15 protein-coding genes are annotated in these 15,183 nt (G+C 64.6%); 10 read left to right on the top strand and 5 right to left on the bottom strand.

Annotation, left to right across the window (positions count from 1 at the left end; genetic code table 11):
* Positions 1–31 precede the first annotated feature (31 nt).
* Positions 32–721 carry a DUF4197 domain-containing protein gene (locus tag E5222_RS05270; protein ID WP_136692643.1) on the bottom strand — a complete coding sequence of 230 codons (690 nt, stop codon included), beginning with the start codon at positions 719–721 and terminating at the stop codon, positions 32–34.
* Positions 722–786: 65 nt separating this feature from the next.
* On the opposite strand from E5222_RS05270, the gene E5222_RS05265 reads away from it, so the two are divergent.
* Positions 787–2,952 carry a primosomal protein N' gene (locus E5222_RS05265; protein WP_136692642.1) on the top strand — a complete coding sequence of 722 codons (2,166 nt, stop codon included), beginning with the start codon at positions 787–789 and terminating at the stop codon, positions 2,950–2,952.
* Between the two features lie 124 nt (positions 2,953–3,076).
* Positions 3,077–4,636 carry a tetratricopeptide repeat protein gene (locus E5222_RS05260; RefSeq protein ID WP_136692641.1) on the top strand — a complete coding sequence of 520 codons (1,560 nt, stop codon included), beginning with the start codon at positions 3,077–3,079 and terminating at the stop codon, positions 4,634–4,636.
* Here E5222_RS05260 and E5222_RS05255 read toward each other — a convergent pair.
* Entirely contained in the window at positions 4,633–5,454 is an 822-nt protein-coding gene (locus tag E5222_RS05255) for a bifunctional transcriptional activator/DNA repair enzyme AdaA (RefSeq protein ID WP_246021547.1), read from the bottom strand. The genes E5222_RS05260 and E5222_RS05255 overlap by 4 nt on opposite strands.
* Before the next feature lie 78 nt (positions 5,455–5,532).
* On the opposite strand from E5222_RS05255, the gene E5222_RS05250 reads away from it, so the two are divergent.
* The 7 genes from E5222_RS05250 (at position 5,533) to E5222_RS05220 (ending at position 12,410) form a co-directional block, all read left to right on the top strand.
* On the top strand, positions 5,533–7,119 hold the full coding sequence (locus E5222_RS05250) for a S1 family peptidase (RefSeq protein ID WP_136692639.1): 1,587 nt from the start codon (positions 5,533–5,535) through the stop codon (positions 7,117–7,119).
* A 140-nt stretch (positions 7,120–7,259) separates the two neighbouring features.
* Positions 7,260–7,817, top strand: a complete 558-nt coding sequence (locus tag E5222_RS05245) for a F0F1 ATP synthase subunit delta (protein ID WP_136692638.1) — start codon at positions 7,260–7,262, stop codon at positions 7,815–7,817.
* A 42-nt stretch (positions 7,818–7,859) separates the two neighbouring features.
* Entirely contained in the window at positions 7,860–9,389 is a 1,530-nt protein-coding gene (gene atpA / locus E5222_RS05240) for a F0F1 ATP synthase subunit alpha (RefSeq protein WP_136692940.1), read from the top strand.
* Positions 9,390–9,420: 31 nt separating this feature from the next.
* A complete protein-coding gene (locus E5222_RS05235; protein WP_136692637.1) occupies positions 9,421–10,290 on the top strand; it encodes a F0F1 ATP synthase subunit gamma in 870 nt (289 codons plus the stop codon).
* The gene (locus tag E5222_RS05230) at positions 10,291–10,671 is read left to right on the top strand and encodes a DUF4259 domain-containing protein (RefSeq protein ID WP_136692636.1); all 381 of its coding nucleotides are present in this window, start codon (positions 10,291–10,293) and stop codon (positions 10,669–10,671) included. It abuts the gene before it with no gap.
* An 18-nt stretch (positions 10,672–10,689) separates the two neighbouring features.
* Positions 10,690–12,147 (top strand): F0F1 ATP synthase subunit beta, encoded by a 1,458-nt coding sequence (gene atpD / locus E5222_RS05225; protein ID WP_136692635.1) that lies wholly within the window; start codon positions 10,690–10,692, stop codon positions 12,145–12,147.
* Positions 12,148–12,152: 5 nt separating this feature from the next.
* On the top strand, positions 12,153–12,410 hold the full coding sequence (locus E5222_RS05220) for an ATP synthase F1 subunit epsilon (protein WP_136692634.1): 258 nt from the start codon (positions 12,153–12,155) through the stop codon (positions 12,408–12,410).
* Between the two features lie 59 nt (positions 12,411–12,469).
* Here the strand turns inward: E5222_RS05220 and E5222_RS05215 are convergent, their stop codons facing one another.
* Together E5222_RS05215 and E5222_RS16515 are read right to left on the bottom strand one after the other, a co-directional pair.
* On the bottom strand, positions 12,470–13,102 hold the full coding sequence (locus E5222_RS05215) for a GDSL-type esterase/lipase family protein (RefSeq protein WP_136692633.1): 633 nt from the start codon (positions 13,100–13,102) through the stop codon (positions 12,470–12,472).
* Positions 13,099–13,236 carry a hypothetical protein gene (locus E5222_RS16515; RefSeq protein WP_169053491.1) on the bottom strand — a complete coding sequence of 46 codons (138 nt, stop codon included), beginning with the start codon at positions 13,234–13,236 and terminating at the stop codon, positions 13,099–13,101. The genes E5222_RS05215 and E5222_RS16515 overlap by 4 nt, the downstream gene beginning before the upstream one ends.
* Positions 13,237–13,395: 159 nt before the next feature.
* Between E5222_RS16515 and E5222_RS05210 the strand changes: the two genes are divergently transcribed.
* Positions 13,396–14,880: a hypothetical protein gene (locus E5222_RS05210; protein WP_136692632.1), complete on the top strand. Its 1,485-nt coding sequence runs from the start codon at positions 13,396–13,398 to the stop codon at positions 14,878–14,880.
* Here the strand turns inward: E5222_RS05210 and E5222_RS05205 are convergent.
* The gene (locus tag E5222_RS05205; protein ID WP_136692631.1) at positions 14,877–15,164 is read right to left on the bottom strand and encodes an HNH endonuclease; all 288 of its coding nucleotides are present in this window, start codon (positions 15,162–15,164) and stop codon (positions 14,877–14,879) included. The two genes, E5222_RS05210 and E5222_RS05205, sit on opposite strands and share 4 nt — an antisense overlap.
* Positions 15,165–15,183: the final 19 nt, after the last annotated feature.

The raw sequence follows: 15,183 nt of genomic DNA, 5'->3' as shown, positions 1-15,183 counted from the left end.
GGGGACCCGGCGAAACCCCGTCCTGCAGCCCTCAGAGCAAATCGGACCCTGCAAAGACGCCGATCAGCAGCGGATTGTTTGTCGATCGCGGATCGCGGCGGATGGCGGCTTCCTCCACCCCGATTTCCTGCCAGATCACGTTGTTGACCGTGTTGGAGAAGGTGTTGGTGACATTGGCCACGTCCACGCCGGTCAGTTGGCCAAGCAGCTGGCCTACCAACGGCTCTCGTGCCACGCGCATGGCCTGACCGACCTCGGGCACCATCGCCTCGACTAGTGCATTGCCCATGTTCCCGCGCAGGAATTCGGTTGCCGCGGTGGGCCCGCCGCGCACCAGCGCTAGCGCATTGTCGATCCCGATCACCCGCACCGCATCGGCAACCATGGGCGCCGCCCGGTCGGAGGCATCGGCGGCGATACCGGCAAAGGCATCTTCCAACCGATCGCGGAACAGGGCGGAGGTGAGGATCGAGGCGAGGATATTGCCGCGATTGCCGAGGAAACCGTCAAGACCGAGCTGGCCCACGCCCTCATCCCAATAGCCGCCCTCGGAGGTCAGGCGGGCGAAAGCGCGTGTCGAGGAGAGATAGAGCAGCTCGCGGATCGCATCGACGAAGCTGAAACCACCCATGGTGGTACAACCCGGCAGCGCCAGCACGCTCGCCCCGGCCATTCCGCCCAGCAGAGTGCGACGGCCCATGCGCTTATCCAGAACTGTCATCCAATTTTCTCCTCTAACCCGCTTGCGGGAGGGGCCCTGCCCCGCCCATATCACTCGGCAGACCCATGCAACGCGCCCGCCTGCTCATCTTCAACGCCGCTCTCGGCCCGTTGGACTACCGTGTCCCCGATGGCATGGAAGTGCAAGCCGGATCGGTCGTGGTTGCCCCGCTCGGACCGCGGCAAATCATTGGCATCGTTTGGGATCCTGAACGCATGCCCAGCGAAACGGTGCCCGACGCCAAGCTGCGTCCGCTTATAGGATTGCTACCTGTCCCCCCGCTGAAGCCGGAGCTGATGCGGCTGATCGAATGGACGGCAGACTATTACTGCGCCTCCATGGCGGCGGTGGCGCGAATGGTCATAACCAGCGGCGGCGCGCTGAAGGGTCCGGCCACCATGACCGAATACCGCCTGACCGGCGGCATGCCCGAACGCATGACGCCGCAGCGGCAGGCGGCGATGGAGGCTCTGGAAGGCGAGCAGGCGACCATTCGCGAGCTGGCGGGCATTGCGGGCGTCTCCGAAGGCGTGCTGCGCGGCCTCGTCAACCAGGGCGTGCTGGAGCCGGTGGAGGTCGATTGCGACCGCCCCTACCCCCGCGCCCGAGCGGATTTCGACGAGCCCAGGCTAAGCGATGACCAGCGCGAGGCGGCGGATCGCTTTGTCGCGGCCGTAAAGGCGCATGACTTTGCGCCCTTCCTGCTCGACGGGGTGACCGGGTCTGGCAAGACCGAAACCTATTTCGAAGCCATCGCCGCCGCGATTGAGGAGGATCGGCAGGTCCTCGTCCTGCTGCCCGAAATCGCGTTGACCGAGGCGTTCCTCAAGCGTTTCGAGGACCGCTTCGGCACAGCTCCTGTCCTGTGGCACAGCTCATTGAAGAGCACCGAGCGCCGTCGCGCCTGGCGCGCGATATCGAGTGGCGAGGCGCAGGTGGTGGTGGGCGCGCGCTCGGCCCTGTTCCTGCCCTACGCTAATCTCGGCCTGATCGTGGTGGACGAAGCGCATGAAGTGAGCTTCAAGCAGGACGACGGCGTGCGCTACAATGCCCGCGATGTGGCTGTAATGCGCGCCCATTTCGAGAGGATCCCGGTGATCCTCGCCAGCGCCACGCCTGCGCTCGAAAGCCTCGCCATGGCCGACCAGGGGATTTACGAGAAGCTGGTGCTGCCCAGCCGCTTCGGCGGCGCGCAATTGCCGACGATCGAGACGGTCGACCTCACCAAGGAAAAGCCTCCCAGCCAGCACTGGCTCGCCCCGCCGCTGGTGGAGGCGTTGAAGGACCGGCTGGAGCGCGGCGAGCAATCGCTGCTCTTCCTCAACCGTCGCGGCTACGCCCCGCTGACCCTGTGCCGCCATTGCGGATACCGCTTCAAATGCCCGCATTGCAGCGCCTGGCTGGTCGAACACCGCCTGTCGCAACGGCTCGCCTGCCACCATTGCGGGCTGGAGACTTCGCCGCCCGACACCTGCCCCGAATGCGGCGAAAGCGATTGCCTTGTCGCCTGCGGCCCCGGCGTGGAACGCATTGCCGACGAGGTAGCGGAAATCCTCCCCGATGCGCGCGTGGCGGTGGTCACCTCGGATACACTCAACTCGCCCGAGAAAGCTGCCGAATTCATCGCCCAGGCCGAAGGCGGCGCGATCGACGTGATCGTGGGCACGCAGCTCGTCACCAAGGGCTTCCACTTCCCTGAGCTGACGCTGGTAGGCGTGGTCGATGCCGATCTCGGCCTTGAAGGCGGGGACCTGCGCGCGGCGGAACGAACATACCAACAGGTGGCGCAGGTCGCGGGGCGCGCCGGGCGCGGCTCCAAGCCTGGCGAAGTGCTAATCCAGACGCGCCACCCCGAAGCCGCCGTGATCGCCGCGCTCGCCGCCGGGGACCGCGATGCCTTCTACGAGGCGGAGACCGAGGCGCGCCGCCATGCCGGTGCCCCGCCCTTCGGCCGCTGGGCCGCGATCATCGTGTCGAGCGAGGACGATGCCGAAGCGCGCGAGGCGGCGAACCGCATCGGTGCCACCCGCCCGATGCTCGACGACGTCCAGATCCTCGGCCCTGCCCCTGCGCCGATGGCGCTGCTACGCGGTCGCTATCGTTATCGCCTGCTGATCAACGCACGCCGCAGCGCCAATGTGCAGGACGTGATCCGCCAATGGCTCGGTGCCCTCAACCACCCGCCCGGCGTACGCGTGGGCGTGGACATCGATCCCTATAGCTTCGTGTAAACTTGAGCCCCGCCAAGAATGGTTGGGAAAGGAAGAACTGATTTCAGGCGAAATCGCCGGTTCAGTTTTGTGGGACCTGCCCTATCATGCTCCCATCGAATCAAATCGATATGGGGACTGAATAATGCGATTTCTTGTGGCGGCCGTGGCCGCTTTGATGCTGGCCCTGCCCGCGCAAGCACAGGACTGGTGGTATGCCGAAACCGCCCATTTCATCATCAAATCGCGCTCCAGCAAGGATGACACGCTGGAATTCGCCGCCAAGGTCGAACGCTTCGATCGCGGCATGCGTTTCCTTCAGGGGCTGCCCGAAGATCATGTCGAGGAAAGCCATGCCAACAAGCCGATCATCTATCGCCTGCGCGATCCGCGGACCATCTCGCGCCTTGCCGGAGCGGGTGGCGGCGGAGTCCTCGGCTTCTTCATTCCCCGTGCCGGGCACAGCGTGGGCTTTGCGCCTGTGCGTCAGTCACGCAGCAACAATTCGCGCGCGCGCCGCGACCGGACAAGCGATCCGAACGAGACGCTGTTCCACGAATATACGCACTATTTCATGATGCAGAACGTGCCGGCCACTTACCCACGGTGGTATTCGGAAGGCTATGCCGAAATGATGTCGACCATGCGCTTCCATGACGATGGCAGCTTCCACATCGGCGACCCGCCACAGGACCGCTATCACCAGGTCATGGAGATGTCGCAGTCGCGCCTCAACGAAATGCTCGACAACGATCATGAGGTGAACTTCGTCGACTATATCCAGCACTACGGCACCGGCTGGCTGCTGACCCACTATCTCAGTTTCGATGTCGAGCGCGAGGCGAAGCTGCGCGAATTCCTCTTCGCGCTGGGCAATGGCGAGGACAGCCTGACTGCCGCCGAGCGCATCTTCGGCGACCTCAATGAGCTGCAGCGCGAAATCCTGCGTTACCGCCGGGATGATTTCCCCGGCTACAATGTGCGACCCAACCTCCTTGCCGAACCCGAAGTGTCGATCCGTCCGATCGAAGGGGCGGAAGATGCCGCCATCCAAGAGGAGATGGAGCTGTGGATCGGCGTGTCCGAGGATGAAGCGGCGGGAGTCGCGGCGAAGCTGCGCGCAGTGGTTGCGGAATATCCCGACAGCGCCCACGCCTATATGCTGCTGGCCGAGGCGGAGCACGATGCGGGCAAGCTCCAGGCCGCGCAGGAAGCGGCAGCAAGGGCAGTCGAGCTTGATCCCGAAAACCAGCATGCCTGGCTCTATCGCGGCCGCATCGCCCTGAAGATGGCGGAGGATGATCCGGCCCAATATGAAGTCGCGCGCGATCACATCGCCTCTGCCCGGACGATCGACCTCGACGATCCGCGCCCGCTGATCGACTATTACGAAAGCTATTATGAAGAGAGTGGCGGGCAGGACATTCCCGAACACGCGATCATCGCACTCGAACAGGCCTATGACACGGCTGGCAGCGACACACGTTATCGCCTGCTGCTGGGCCGCCAGCTGGTGAATGAAAGCCGCTTCCAGGAAGCGACCGTGGTGATGCTCCCGGCCCTGTTCTCGGGCCACAGCTTCGACAATGTGGACGAAGACGACTTCACGCCCAACCGCCTGTTCACCGCGCTAGAGGCACAGGACCGCACACGGGCACTCGAACTGATCAACAAGGTGCTGGAGCCGGAGGAAGAGGAGGACTAAGCCCGCTCCCGCCGCAGCAGTTCCGCCTTGATCTTGGTGCCATAGGCATAGCCGCCGAGCGTGCCATCGGCCGCCACCACGCGGTGGCAGGGCACGATCACCGCGACCGGGTTGGCGCCATTGGCCCCGCCCACCGCGCGGCTGGCTTTCGGGTTGCCGATGGCCTCGGCGATATCGGCATAGCTGCGTGTTTCACCTGCGGGAATCGCGTTCAACTGCTCCCACACGCGCCGCTGGAACGGCGTGCCGCCAACATCGAGCGGGACATCCGCCCGGTGCGAGGGGCGCTCGATCACCGCGACGACTTTCTTCGCCAGGTCGTCCGGGACGGCATTCTCGACCAGGTCCGCGTTGGGGAAGCGGGTATGCAGGTCATCCTCGCCTTCGCCGAAGGCCACGCGGCAAATCCCGCTCTGGGTCGCAGCAACGAGCACCGGACCAAGCGAGCTTTCCGCCACCGTCCATCCGATGCGCACGCCTGCACCGCCCCTGCGCCAGGCTGACGGCGCCATGCCCAGCCGCCTCTGCATCGCGGCATAGAAGCGCGCGGGGCTGTCGAACCCGGCATCATATATGGCATCGGTCACGCGCGCGCCGTTCTCCAAAGCGGCAACGGCCCGCTCCTCCCTGATCGCGCGGGCAAAGGCGGCGGGCGAAAGGCCCGTCACCTGCTTGAACACGCGCTGGAGATGGCCGGGCGAATAATCGACCGCATCGGCAAGCTCTGCCAGCGAGGGAGCCTTGCCATCCTCGTCGAGCAGCCGGGCCACCTGCTTCACCATGTCTTCGGCATCTTTTGTCGTTCGGGGAATCGTCATGTTGGACATGATAGGGCGCGCGTCATGGAATGCTTCTCGAATCTTGCGCTTGCACGCGGCTGCTGTGATGAGGGGCGCATGAATCGCACCTCCCTTGCCGCGCGCCTGCTGGCGCTGGCCGCCCTTGCCCTCGCCAGCCTTCTGACGGCTGCTCCCGCCCATGCGGATCCGGCAGATATAGATGCCGCCGCGCGCGGGGTCGTGCGCGTGGTGGTGATGGGCCGCGATGGGGAGGAGGTATTCCCGATCAGCCACGGTTCGGGCTTCGCCGTGAATGGCGAGACGATCATCACCAATGCCCATGTGGTCGGCCCGGCGGTCGACGATCCGCGCCTGTCTATAGGCATCGTACCGTCGGATGGCGGGGAATCGGTCTATGGCCGCGTGATCTCCGTCAGCCCGCGCAACGATCTGGCGCTGGTCACCACGACCAGCCCGATGCGGCTGCCCCCGCTCACCATTGCCGGCAATCCGCCGGGCAGCGCCGGCAGCGTCACCGCGATCGGCTTCCCGATGAATGTCGACCAGGCGCAGGGTCTGGGTGAGCGCGACATCTTTCGCGCGCAGCCGCCGGTCACCAGCCAGGGCTTCCTTTCTGGCCGCCGCCCCAGCCGCGAATTCGACACCGTGCTGCACACCGCACCCATTGCTCGCGGCAATAGCGGCGGCCCGCTGGTGGACGATTGCGGGCGCGTGATCGGCGTCAATTCCTTCGGCGCGGAGAGCGAGGGGACCGAGGCAGAGTTCTTCTTCGCCGTCACCGTGCGCGAGCTGCTGCCTTTCCTGCGCGCCAATGACATCACCCCGCGCATCAATTCGCTGCCCTGCCGCAGCCTTGCCGATCTCGATGCAGAAGAACGCGCGCGCGAGGCGCAGAGGCAGATGGTCGCGCAGATGCAAGCCGAGGCAGCGGAAGAAGAACGCGCCCAGCGCCGCGCGGACCTGCGACGCAATATCGAATTCGCTGTGCTGGACGAACGCTCCAACGGGCAGGCCCTCGCCCTTCTGCTCGCCATGGTGGCGCTGGGCGGCGCAGCCTTCGCCTATGATTCGCATCGCCGCGCGGACTTCCGCCAGCGCGCGATCGGCGGCTCGGTTGCCCTGCTGGCGATTACCGGTGCACTAGTCGCCTGGCTCTCCCGCCCCGCCTTTGCCGAAGTCGAGGAGCGGCTGGAGGACCAATTGCGGGCGGAGATGTCCGACGAAAGCAGCGGCGTGATCGCGCAAGCAAGCACCAATGGCACGCTCGCCTGCACGCTCGACCTGTCGCGCAGCCGCGTGCTCGGCGCGCCGGTGGAAAGCGTCCCGCTCGAATGGGAAGAGGACGGCTGCGTCAATGAGCGCACGCAATATGGCCTCGATGCACGCGGCTGGTCGCGCGCCTTCGTCCCCGCCAATGAAGAAGCCGTATCGATCAACCGCTTCGACCCGGAAACGGGCGAATATGTGATCGACCGCTATTTGCTCGACCGCGAGACCATGACCTCCGCCCGTTCGGCGCGCGCCAGCTTCGAGGCTCCGCAATGCGGCGACGGGCAGGAGGCTGCACGGCAGCTTGGCACCGCTCAAGGCGAGATCATCGCCCTGCTGCCCGATGCGCCTAACGAACGGCTGGTCTATGACTGCGGCGTGACCTTGGAAGGGCCGATCGAGCTCGATCCCTGAGGCTTTCCCGCCCGCACGGCTTGCATCCCCGCCACCCCGATGCTAGGCGCGCGCCAACCTTGCCCGGACCCACCCGTTTGAGTCCATTTAGCGGCAAGTGAAACCTACTGTTTTCGGTAACCTCGCAAGGGACCATACGCGTGGAGCTTTCCGCCGGTATCAAGGCCAGCCTGGCAGGGCGTTACGCCACTGCATTGTTCGACCTCGCAAGCGAGGCGGGCACCGTCACTGCGGTCGAATCCGACCTAGAGAAGCTTGATTCGGCGCTCGGCGAATCAGCCGAACTTCGCGCGCTGATCCAGAATCCTGAAGTGAGCCGCAGCCAGCTGGGCAAGGTGATGGGCGGCCTGTCCGACCATCTCGGCCTGTCGGACCTGACCGGCAACTTCCTTGGCGTCCTTGCAGAAAACCGCCGCGTGGCAGACCTGCCCGCGATGATCCGCGCCTTCTCTTCCATCGCCGCCGCCCAGCGTGGCGAGGTGAATGCGGAAGTCGCCAGCGCCCATCCGCTGACCGACACGCAGCTGACCGAACTGGAAGGCAAGCTGCGCGCCCGCGAAGGCCGCACGATCAAGCTGAAATCCCGCGTCGACCCCGCCCTTCTCGGCGGCCTGGTCGTCACCATCGGTTCGAAGCGCATCGACAATTCGATCCGGACCCGTCTCAACTCGCTGTCCCAGGCCATGAAGAGCGCCTAAGCGCTCGAACTGGACCCGCCAAATTTGCTGAAAGGCCCAATGATGGAAATCCGCGCCGCAGAAATCTCCAAGGTCATCAAGGACCAGATCGCCAGTTTCGGCAGCGAAGCCGAAGTCAGCGAAGTCGGCTCCGTGCTGTCGGTCGGTGACGGCATCGCCCGTATCCACGGCCTCGACAAGGTGCAGGCCGGTGAAATGGTCGAGTTCGCCAATGGCGTGCAGGGCATGGCGCTGAACCTGGAAGCGGACAATGTCGGCGTCGTGATCTTCGGCTCGGACGCCGAGATCAAGGAAGGCGACAGCGTCAAGCGCACCGGCACCATCGTGGACGTGCCGGTCGGCAAGGGCCTGCTGGGCCGCGTGGTCGATGCCCTCGGCAACCCGATCGACGGCAAGGGCCCGCTTACCGACGTGAAGCGCGAGCGCGTTGAATCCAAGGCGCCGGGCATCATCCCGCGTAAATCGGTGCACGAACCCGTACAGACCGGCCTCAAGGCTATCGACGCGCTGGTTCCGATCGGCCGCGGCCAGCGTGAGCTGATCATCGGTGACCGCCAGACCGGCAAGACCGCCGTCGCCATCGACGCCTTCATCAACCAGAAGACCAACAACAGCGGGACTGACGAGGGCAAGAAGCTCTACTGCATCTATGTTGCCGTGGGCCAGAAGCGCTCCACCGTGGCGCAGATCGTCAAGAGCCTCGAAGAAAACGGCGCGATGGAATATTCCATCGTTGTCGCCGCCACCGCTTCGGAGCCCGCTCCGCTGCAGTATCTGGCCCCCTATACGGGCGCGGCCATGGGCGAATTCTTCCGCGACAACGGCATGCACGCCGTGATCGTGTATGACGATCTTTCCAAGCAGGCCGTGGCCTATCGCCAGATGTCGCTGCTGCTGCGTCGTCCTCCGGGCCGCGAAGCCTATCCGGGCGACGTGTTCTACCTGCACTCCCGCCTGCTGGAACGTGCGGCGAAGATGAACGAGGAAAACGGCGCCGGTTCGCTGACCGCGCTGCCGATCATCGAAACGCAGGCCGGTGACGTGTCCGCCTACATCCCGACCAACGTGATTTCGATCACCGACGGCCAGATCTTCCTCGAAACCGACCTGTTCTACCAGGGCGTCCGCCCGGCCATTAACGTGGGCCTGTCGGTGTCGCGTGTGGGCGGTGCAGCCCAGACCAAGGCGATGAAGAAGGTCTCCGGCTCGATCAAGCTGGAGCTGGCGCAGTATCGCGAAATGGCTGCCTTCGCGCAGTTTGGCTCGGATCTCGACGCCGCAACGCAGAAGCTGCTGAACCGCGGTTCGCGCCTGACCGAGCTGCTGAAGCAGGCCCAGTTCTCGCCGATGCCTTTCGAAGAGCAGACCGTGTCGATCTATGCCGGCACCAACGGCTATCTCGATGCGATCCCGGTGAACCGCGTGAACGAGTACGAAGCTGCCATGCTCAGCTTCATGCGCAACGAGCATGCCGACGTGCTGGCCGAGATCCGTTCGAGCGGCAAGTTCGAAGGCGAAGTGGCCGACAAGACCAAGGCCGCGCTCGACACCTTCGCCAAGCAGTTCGCCTGAGCCTGAGAGAACACGAGAATAGGGAGCCGAAATGGCTAACCTCAAGGAACTCAAGGGTCGGATCAACTCGGTCAAGTCGACCCAGAAGATCACCAAGGCCAAGCAGATGGTCGCCGCGGCCAAGCTGCGCAAGGCGCAGGCTGCTGCCGAAGCCGCCCGCCCCTATGCGGAGCGTCTGGCATCGGTGATGGGCTCGCTCGCCACCAAGGTGAGCGGCGACAGCGCGCCCAAGCTGCTGCGCGGCACCGGATCGGACAAGCGCCACCTGCTGGTGGTCGTGAACACCGACAAGGGCCTGTGCGGCGGTCTCAACGCGAATATCGTGAAGGAAGCGAAGAAGCAGGCGCGCGAACTGACCGCCGCCGGCAAGGACGTGTCCTTCTACCTCGTCGGCAAGAAGGGCCGCGCGCCGATCAAGCGCGACTATCCCGATGCCGGCAAGCAGGGCTTCGACACCAGCGCCGTGCGCCATATCGGCTTCGACGAAGCGACGCAGATCGCCGAAGAGTTGGTCGAGCTGTACGAAGCCGGCCAGTTCGACGTCGCCCACCTGGTCTATCCGGTGTTCAAGTCCGCACTGGCGCAGGACCCGGTCACCCAGCAGCTGATCCCCGTCCCCTCCCCCAACACCGCCGAAGCTTCGGAAGCGGTGGTGGAGTATGAGCCGGACGAGGAAGCGATCCTGGAAGAGCTGCTGCCGCGTTACGTGAAGACGCAGCTGTTCGGCGCGCTTCTGGAACGCGAAGCTTCCGAACAGGGCGCATCGATGACCGCCATGGACAATGCCACGCGCAATGCCGGCGAGCTGATCGAGAAGCTGACCATCGTTTACAATCGCACCCGCCAGGCTGCGATCACCACCGAACTGATTGAAATTATTGCGGGTGCGGAGGCGTTGTAAGTGGGCGCTTGGGGTCTTCTCTTTGACGAAAACGACGATGCCGCCGATTGGCTGGCCGGTTTCGCCGACGCGCCCGACTGGTCTGCGGTAGACGATGCTTTCGCGCTCGACGAAGACTATGTAGAGGCTCCCGAAGCGAGCAACGCGCTCGCAGCGGCGGAAGTCGTGGCCGCTGCCATTGGGAATGCCTCGCCCCGCCTCAAAGCGAACGTTGGAGGTTGGGCATCAGATCAGCCCGATCAGGGAAATGCGCGCCGCGAGATTGCGATCAAGGCAGTTAAACGTGTGCGAGATGACAGTGAGCTCAGCGAGCTCTGGGAAGAAACCGACGAATTCGAGGACTGGAAGAAGTCCGTTGACGAAACAATAGCAAGACTCTGAAACCCGGAAGGTAAATCAATGGCCACCGCCCCCGCCCTTAACCAGAGCCCCAACGGCTCGATCGCCCAGGTCATCGGCGCCGTCGTCGACGTGCAGTTCGAAGGTGAACTGCCCGCCATTCTGACCGCGCTGGAAACCAGGAATGGCGACCAGACGCTCGTGCTCGAAGTTGCCCAGCACCTGGGTGAGAACACCGTGCGCACCATCGCCATGGACAGCACGGACGGCCTGACCCGTGGCCAGGAAGTCACCTCCACCGGCGCGCAGATCTCCGTGCCCGTTGGTCCGAAGACGCTCGGCCGCATCATGAACGTGGTAGGCGAGGCGATTGACGAGCGCGGCCCGATCGGCGCCGAAATGTCTGCTCCGATCCATGCCGAGGCACCCGCCTTCATCGACCAGTCGACCGAAGCCGACATCCTCGTCACCGGCATCAAGGTGATCGACCTGCTCGCTCCCTATGCGAAGGGCGGCAAGATCGGCCTGTTCGGCGGCGCGGGCGTGGGCAAGACCGTGCTGATCCAGGAACTGATCAACAACATCGCCAAGGGTCACGGCGGCGTGTCCGTCTTCGCCGGCGTGGGTGAGCGTACCCGCGAAGGTAACGACCTCTATCACGAATTCCTCGACGCCGGCGTTATCGCCAAGGACGCGGACGGCAATGCGACGTCCGAGGGTTCCAAGGTGGCGCTGGTCTTCGGCCAGATGAACGAACCGCCGGGCGCACGTGCTCGCGTCGCACTGTCGGGCCTGACCATGGCGGAATATTTCCGCGACCAGGAAGGCCAGGACGTGCTGTTCTTCGTGGACAACATCTTCCGCTTCACCCAGGCCGGCGCAGAAGTGTCCGCCCTGCTCGGCCGTATTCCTTCGGCTGTGGGCTACCAGCCGACGCTGTCGACCGACATGGGTAACCTGCAGGAACGCATTACCTCGACCACCAAGGGCTCGATCACCTCGGTGCAGGCCATCTACGTTCCCGCGGATGACTTGACCGACCCGGCACCTGCCGCCTCGTTTGCCCACCTTGACGCAACGACCACGCTGAACCGGGCGATCTCCGAGCTGGGCATCTACCCGGCGGTGGACCCGCTGGACTCGACCAGCCGCGTTCTCGAACCGCGCGTCGTGGGCCAGGAGCATTACGACACGGCCCGCCGCGTCCAGGAAATCCTGCAGAAGTACAAGAGCTTGCAGGACATCATCGCCATTCTCGGCATGGACGAGCTGTCCGAAGAGGACAAGCTGACCGTCGCCCGTGCGCGCAAGATCCAGCGCTTCCTGTCCCAGCCGTTCCACGTGGCCGAGGTGTTCACCAACATCCCGGGCAAGTTCGTGCAGCTGGAAGACACGGTTCGCTCGTTCAAGGCAGTTGTGGACGGTGAATACGACCACCTGCCCGAATCCGCCTTCTACATGGTCGGCGGCATCGACGAAGCAGTCGAGAAGGCCAAGAAGATGGCCGAGGAAGCCTGATCCAGATGGCTCTTCACTTCGAACTCGTCACACCGGCCAAGCTGGTCCGCTCCGAGGAGGTCCACATGGTGGTCGTCCCCGGATCGGAAGGTGATTTCGGTGTGCTGGAGGGCCATGCGCCCTTCATGTCGACGATCAAGGACGGCAATGTGCAGGTCTACAAGACCGCCGGTGCCGAGCCGGAAAACATCGCGGTGCGCGGCGGCTTTGCCGAAGTGGGCGATGCCGGCCTGACGGTGCTGGCCGAACACGTCGAGGGCTAAGCGCCCTTCCCAACTGACAAGACAAAGGGCGCCCGCTGCGGCGCCCTTTTTCGTATGCGCTACTCGCCGCCGATATCCACCAGCGTCTCGGCATAAAGCGCGTTATATTCGGGGGTGAAATGCGCCCCGTCGGTGGTGTAACCCTCATTCAGCGGCGGCACTGGCAGCAGCTTCAGCCCTTCCCGCTCCGCGATCGCGGCCAGCGCCGCATCGAGGCGGGCGATCACGTCGAGGTCATAGGCGTCGCCGAGCGGCTCTACACCAGATTCGGCCGGCCAGATCTGCGCCAGCTTCACCTCGGACGGTTGGCACGCCCGGACGATGCTTTCCATGCTCGCGATCGAATCCTCGACCGTATCGACATGCATCATCGCATCGTTGATGCCGAGCGCGATGGTCGTGGGCGCATCGTGCAGCGCACAGGCCGTGCGCGCCAGCCGCTCCATCTGCTGGATAGTCGCACCGTCATAGCCGATGAACAGCGTGCCACTGCCCGAAGACAGGTCGTGCACACGGCTGTCACCGATCACCAGCCGGTCGGCGAAAGGAACTTGCGCCAGCTCCTTGGCGGTGCGGATGGCGATGGTCTCGCTCGCAGGATAGGGCGCGATCGCCCAGCTTCCCAATACCAGCACGCCTAGCGCCAGAGTGAGCGGAACCGCCAGCAAGGTCATGCGCAAGCCGCGCGTCATCGCATCTCTCCCATCGCCACAGCTTCGCACAGCTGAAACTTCTGGCGCAGCAGCGCCCTGATCTGCGGGCTCTTATCCTCGACCAGCACCATAAGCGCCGCCAGCCCGCGTAAGAGGTCGAGCAGGATGGACATGGACGGAGAAAGAAAGACCGACGCCCTCATTGTCCAGCCTTGGCAGCTGCGGGTTGAAACGTGGTTAAGCCTGTCTGATGCAAGCGCCGCGCGTTTGGCCTTGCGGGCGGGCGGTTGTGACGTATCCCGGTTGCCATGGTAACGGGGGAAACAAGCACGATGACAGCAGCCGCGAGCCTTGGCAGGGTAGCGCAGCGGTGGTTCGCCCGCTGGCCGGCGCAACTCGCCTGGTTCCTGGCCTTTGCCCTGCTCACCCGCTTCACCATGCTCGGCGATCCCAATTACCAGGATGACGAGGCGCTGTTCTTCCTGATCGGGCAAGGCTGGGTCGACGGCGCATGGCCCTATGCCGATATGTGGGACCGCAAGGGGCCGGGGCTGTTCCTGCTCTTCGCCGGGTTTGCCGCGATTTCGGACTCGGTCCTGTCCTACCAGATCGGCGCGCTGGCCTTCGCCGCGCTGACGGCGTTCACGGTCAACCGCATCGCCTTCCTCTTCACCGGACGGCTGGGGGCGATGCTGGCGGGCACCCTCTACCTCGCGCAGATCCCGCTCTTCATGGGCGGCGGCGGGCAGGCGGCGGTGTTCTTCAACCTGCCGATTGCGGTTGCGGCCTGGCTCGTGCTTTCCGCCCCGCATCGCGCACTCCCGAGCCGGGGCATGCTGGCTGCGATGCTGTTGGCGGGCGTCGCCGCGACCTTCAAGCAGACTTGCCTGTTCGACGGCATCTTCCTGGGCTCGCTGCTGCTGTGGCGGCACTGGCGCGCGGGAGCCTCCGTCCCGCAACTGGCGAGGAATGTCGCCCAATATGCGTTCTTAGGTGCATTGCCGATATTGCTGTTTTTCGGCGCCTTTGGACTGGCAGGCCATCTGGCCGAACTTTGGCATGCGCTGGTCTGGTCCAATCTCGACAAGTCCTACAACCCGGCGAACAATATCACGGAGCGCGTCGTGCCGCTGGTGCTGATCATTTCGCCCGTCATCCCCTTGGTGGCGGCGACGCTGGCGCTGGGGCCGGAACATGACGGCAAGCGGCCACTGCGAGGGGTGCTCGCTCTGTGGTTGCTGGTGGTCCTCGCCTCGCTCATCGCCGTACCCAACTTCATCGACCATTACATGCTGCCCGTAGTGCTGGTGACGAGCATCTGCGCCGCACCCGCGCTGCAGAAGGAACCGGTGGGACCGCTTTGGGGCTTTGCCGCCATCCTCGGTAGCCTGCTGTTCGGCCCTGCCTTCCAAGCCAATATGCGCGAGCAATCACGCAGCGCGATGGCGCAGGTCAATGCGGAGATCGCCGCGCAGGCCCCACAGCCGCGGCTGTTCGTGTTCCAGGGACCGGTGGCGCTCTATGCGGGCCCGGTGGAGCGGCCGCCTTCCCCGCTCATCTTCCCGCTTCACCTCTATTACGCGCCCGAACGCGATACGAGCTACCTGCCGACCGCAGGCGAGGTGCGCCGCATCCTTGCCTGGCGTCCGCATGTGGTGGTGACCTTCCCAGAGCAACCCGATCTCGCCGATCCCGAATTGAGCGCGATGGTGATGTCCTATGTCGAGGCGCATTGCTCCGACTGGGGCACGCGCGACCTCCCCGATCGCTATGGCGTGAAAAGCTACCGCCTGTGGGGCGATTGCGCCGCGGACTAGCTGCCGCGCTTGCGCCGGGTAGGCGCGTGGAAGTCGGGCGGCTTGTCCGCCACCCAGCGGACGAACTTCGCCACCTCCTCCAGCTCCATCAACACGGCGCGCGAGCCGTCCATGCGGGCGAGCTGCGCATTGGTGGTATGGGCATGGATGGTACGGTGGCAGATGGGATGGACGGCCACCGTCTCCTTGCCGCGCTTGGCCTTGGGCACGGTGTGATGCCACTGCACACGGCGGCCCAGCGGCCTTTCGCACAGCCAGCAGCTCGTCATTGCATCATCATCCATGCCCGCCATCCTAAAGGAA

This window comes from Alteraurantiacibacter aquimixticola (genome assembly GCF_004965515.1).
In the GTDB taxonomy this organism is placed as follows: Bacteria; Pseudomonadota; Alphaproteobacteria; order Sphingomonadales; family Sphingomonadaceae; genus Alteraurantiacibacter; species Alteraurantiacibacter aquimixticola.
Note: the sequence above shows the minus strand (reverse complement) of the source record. Positions and strands in the feature narration are given on the sequence as shown.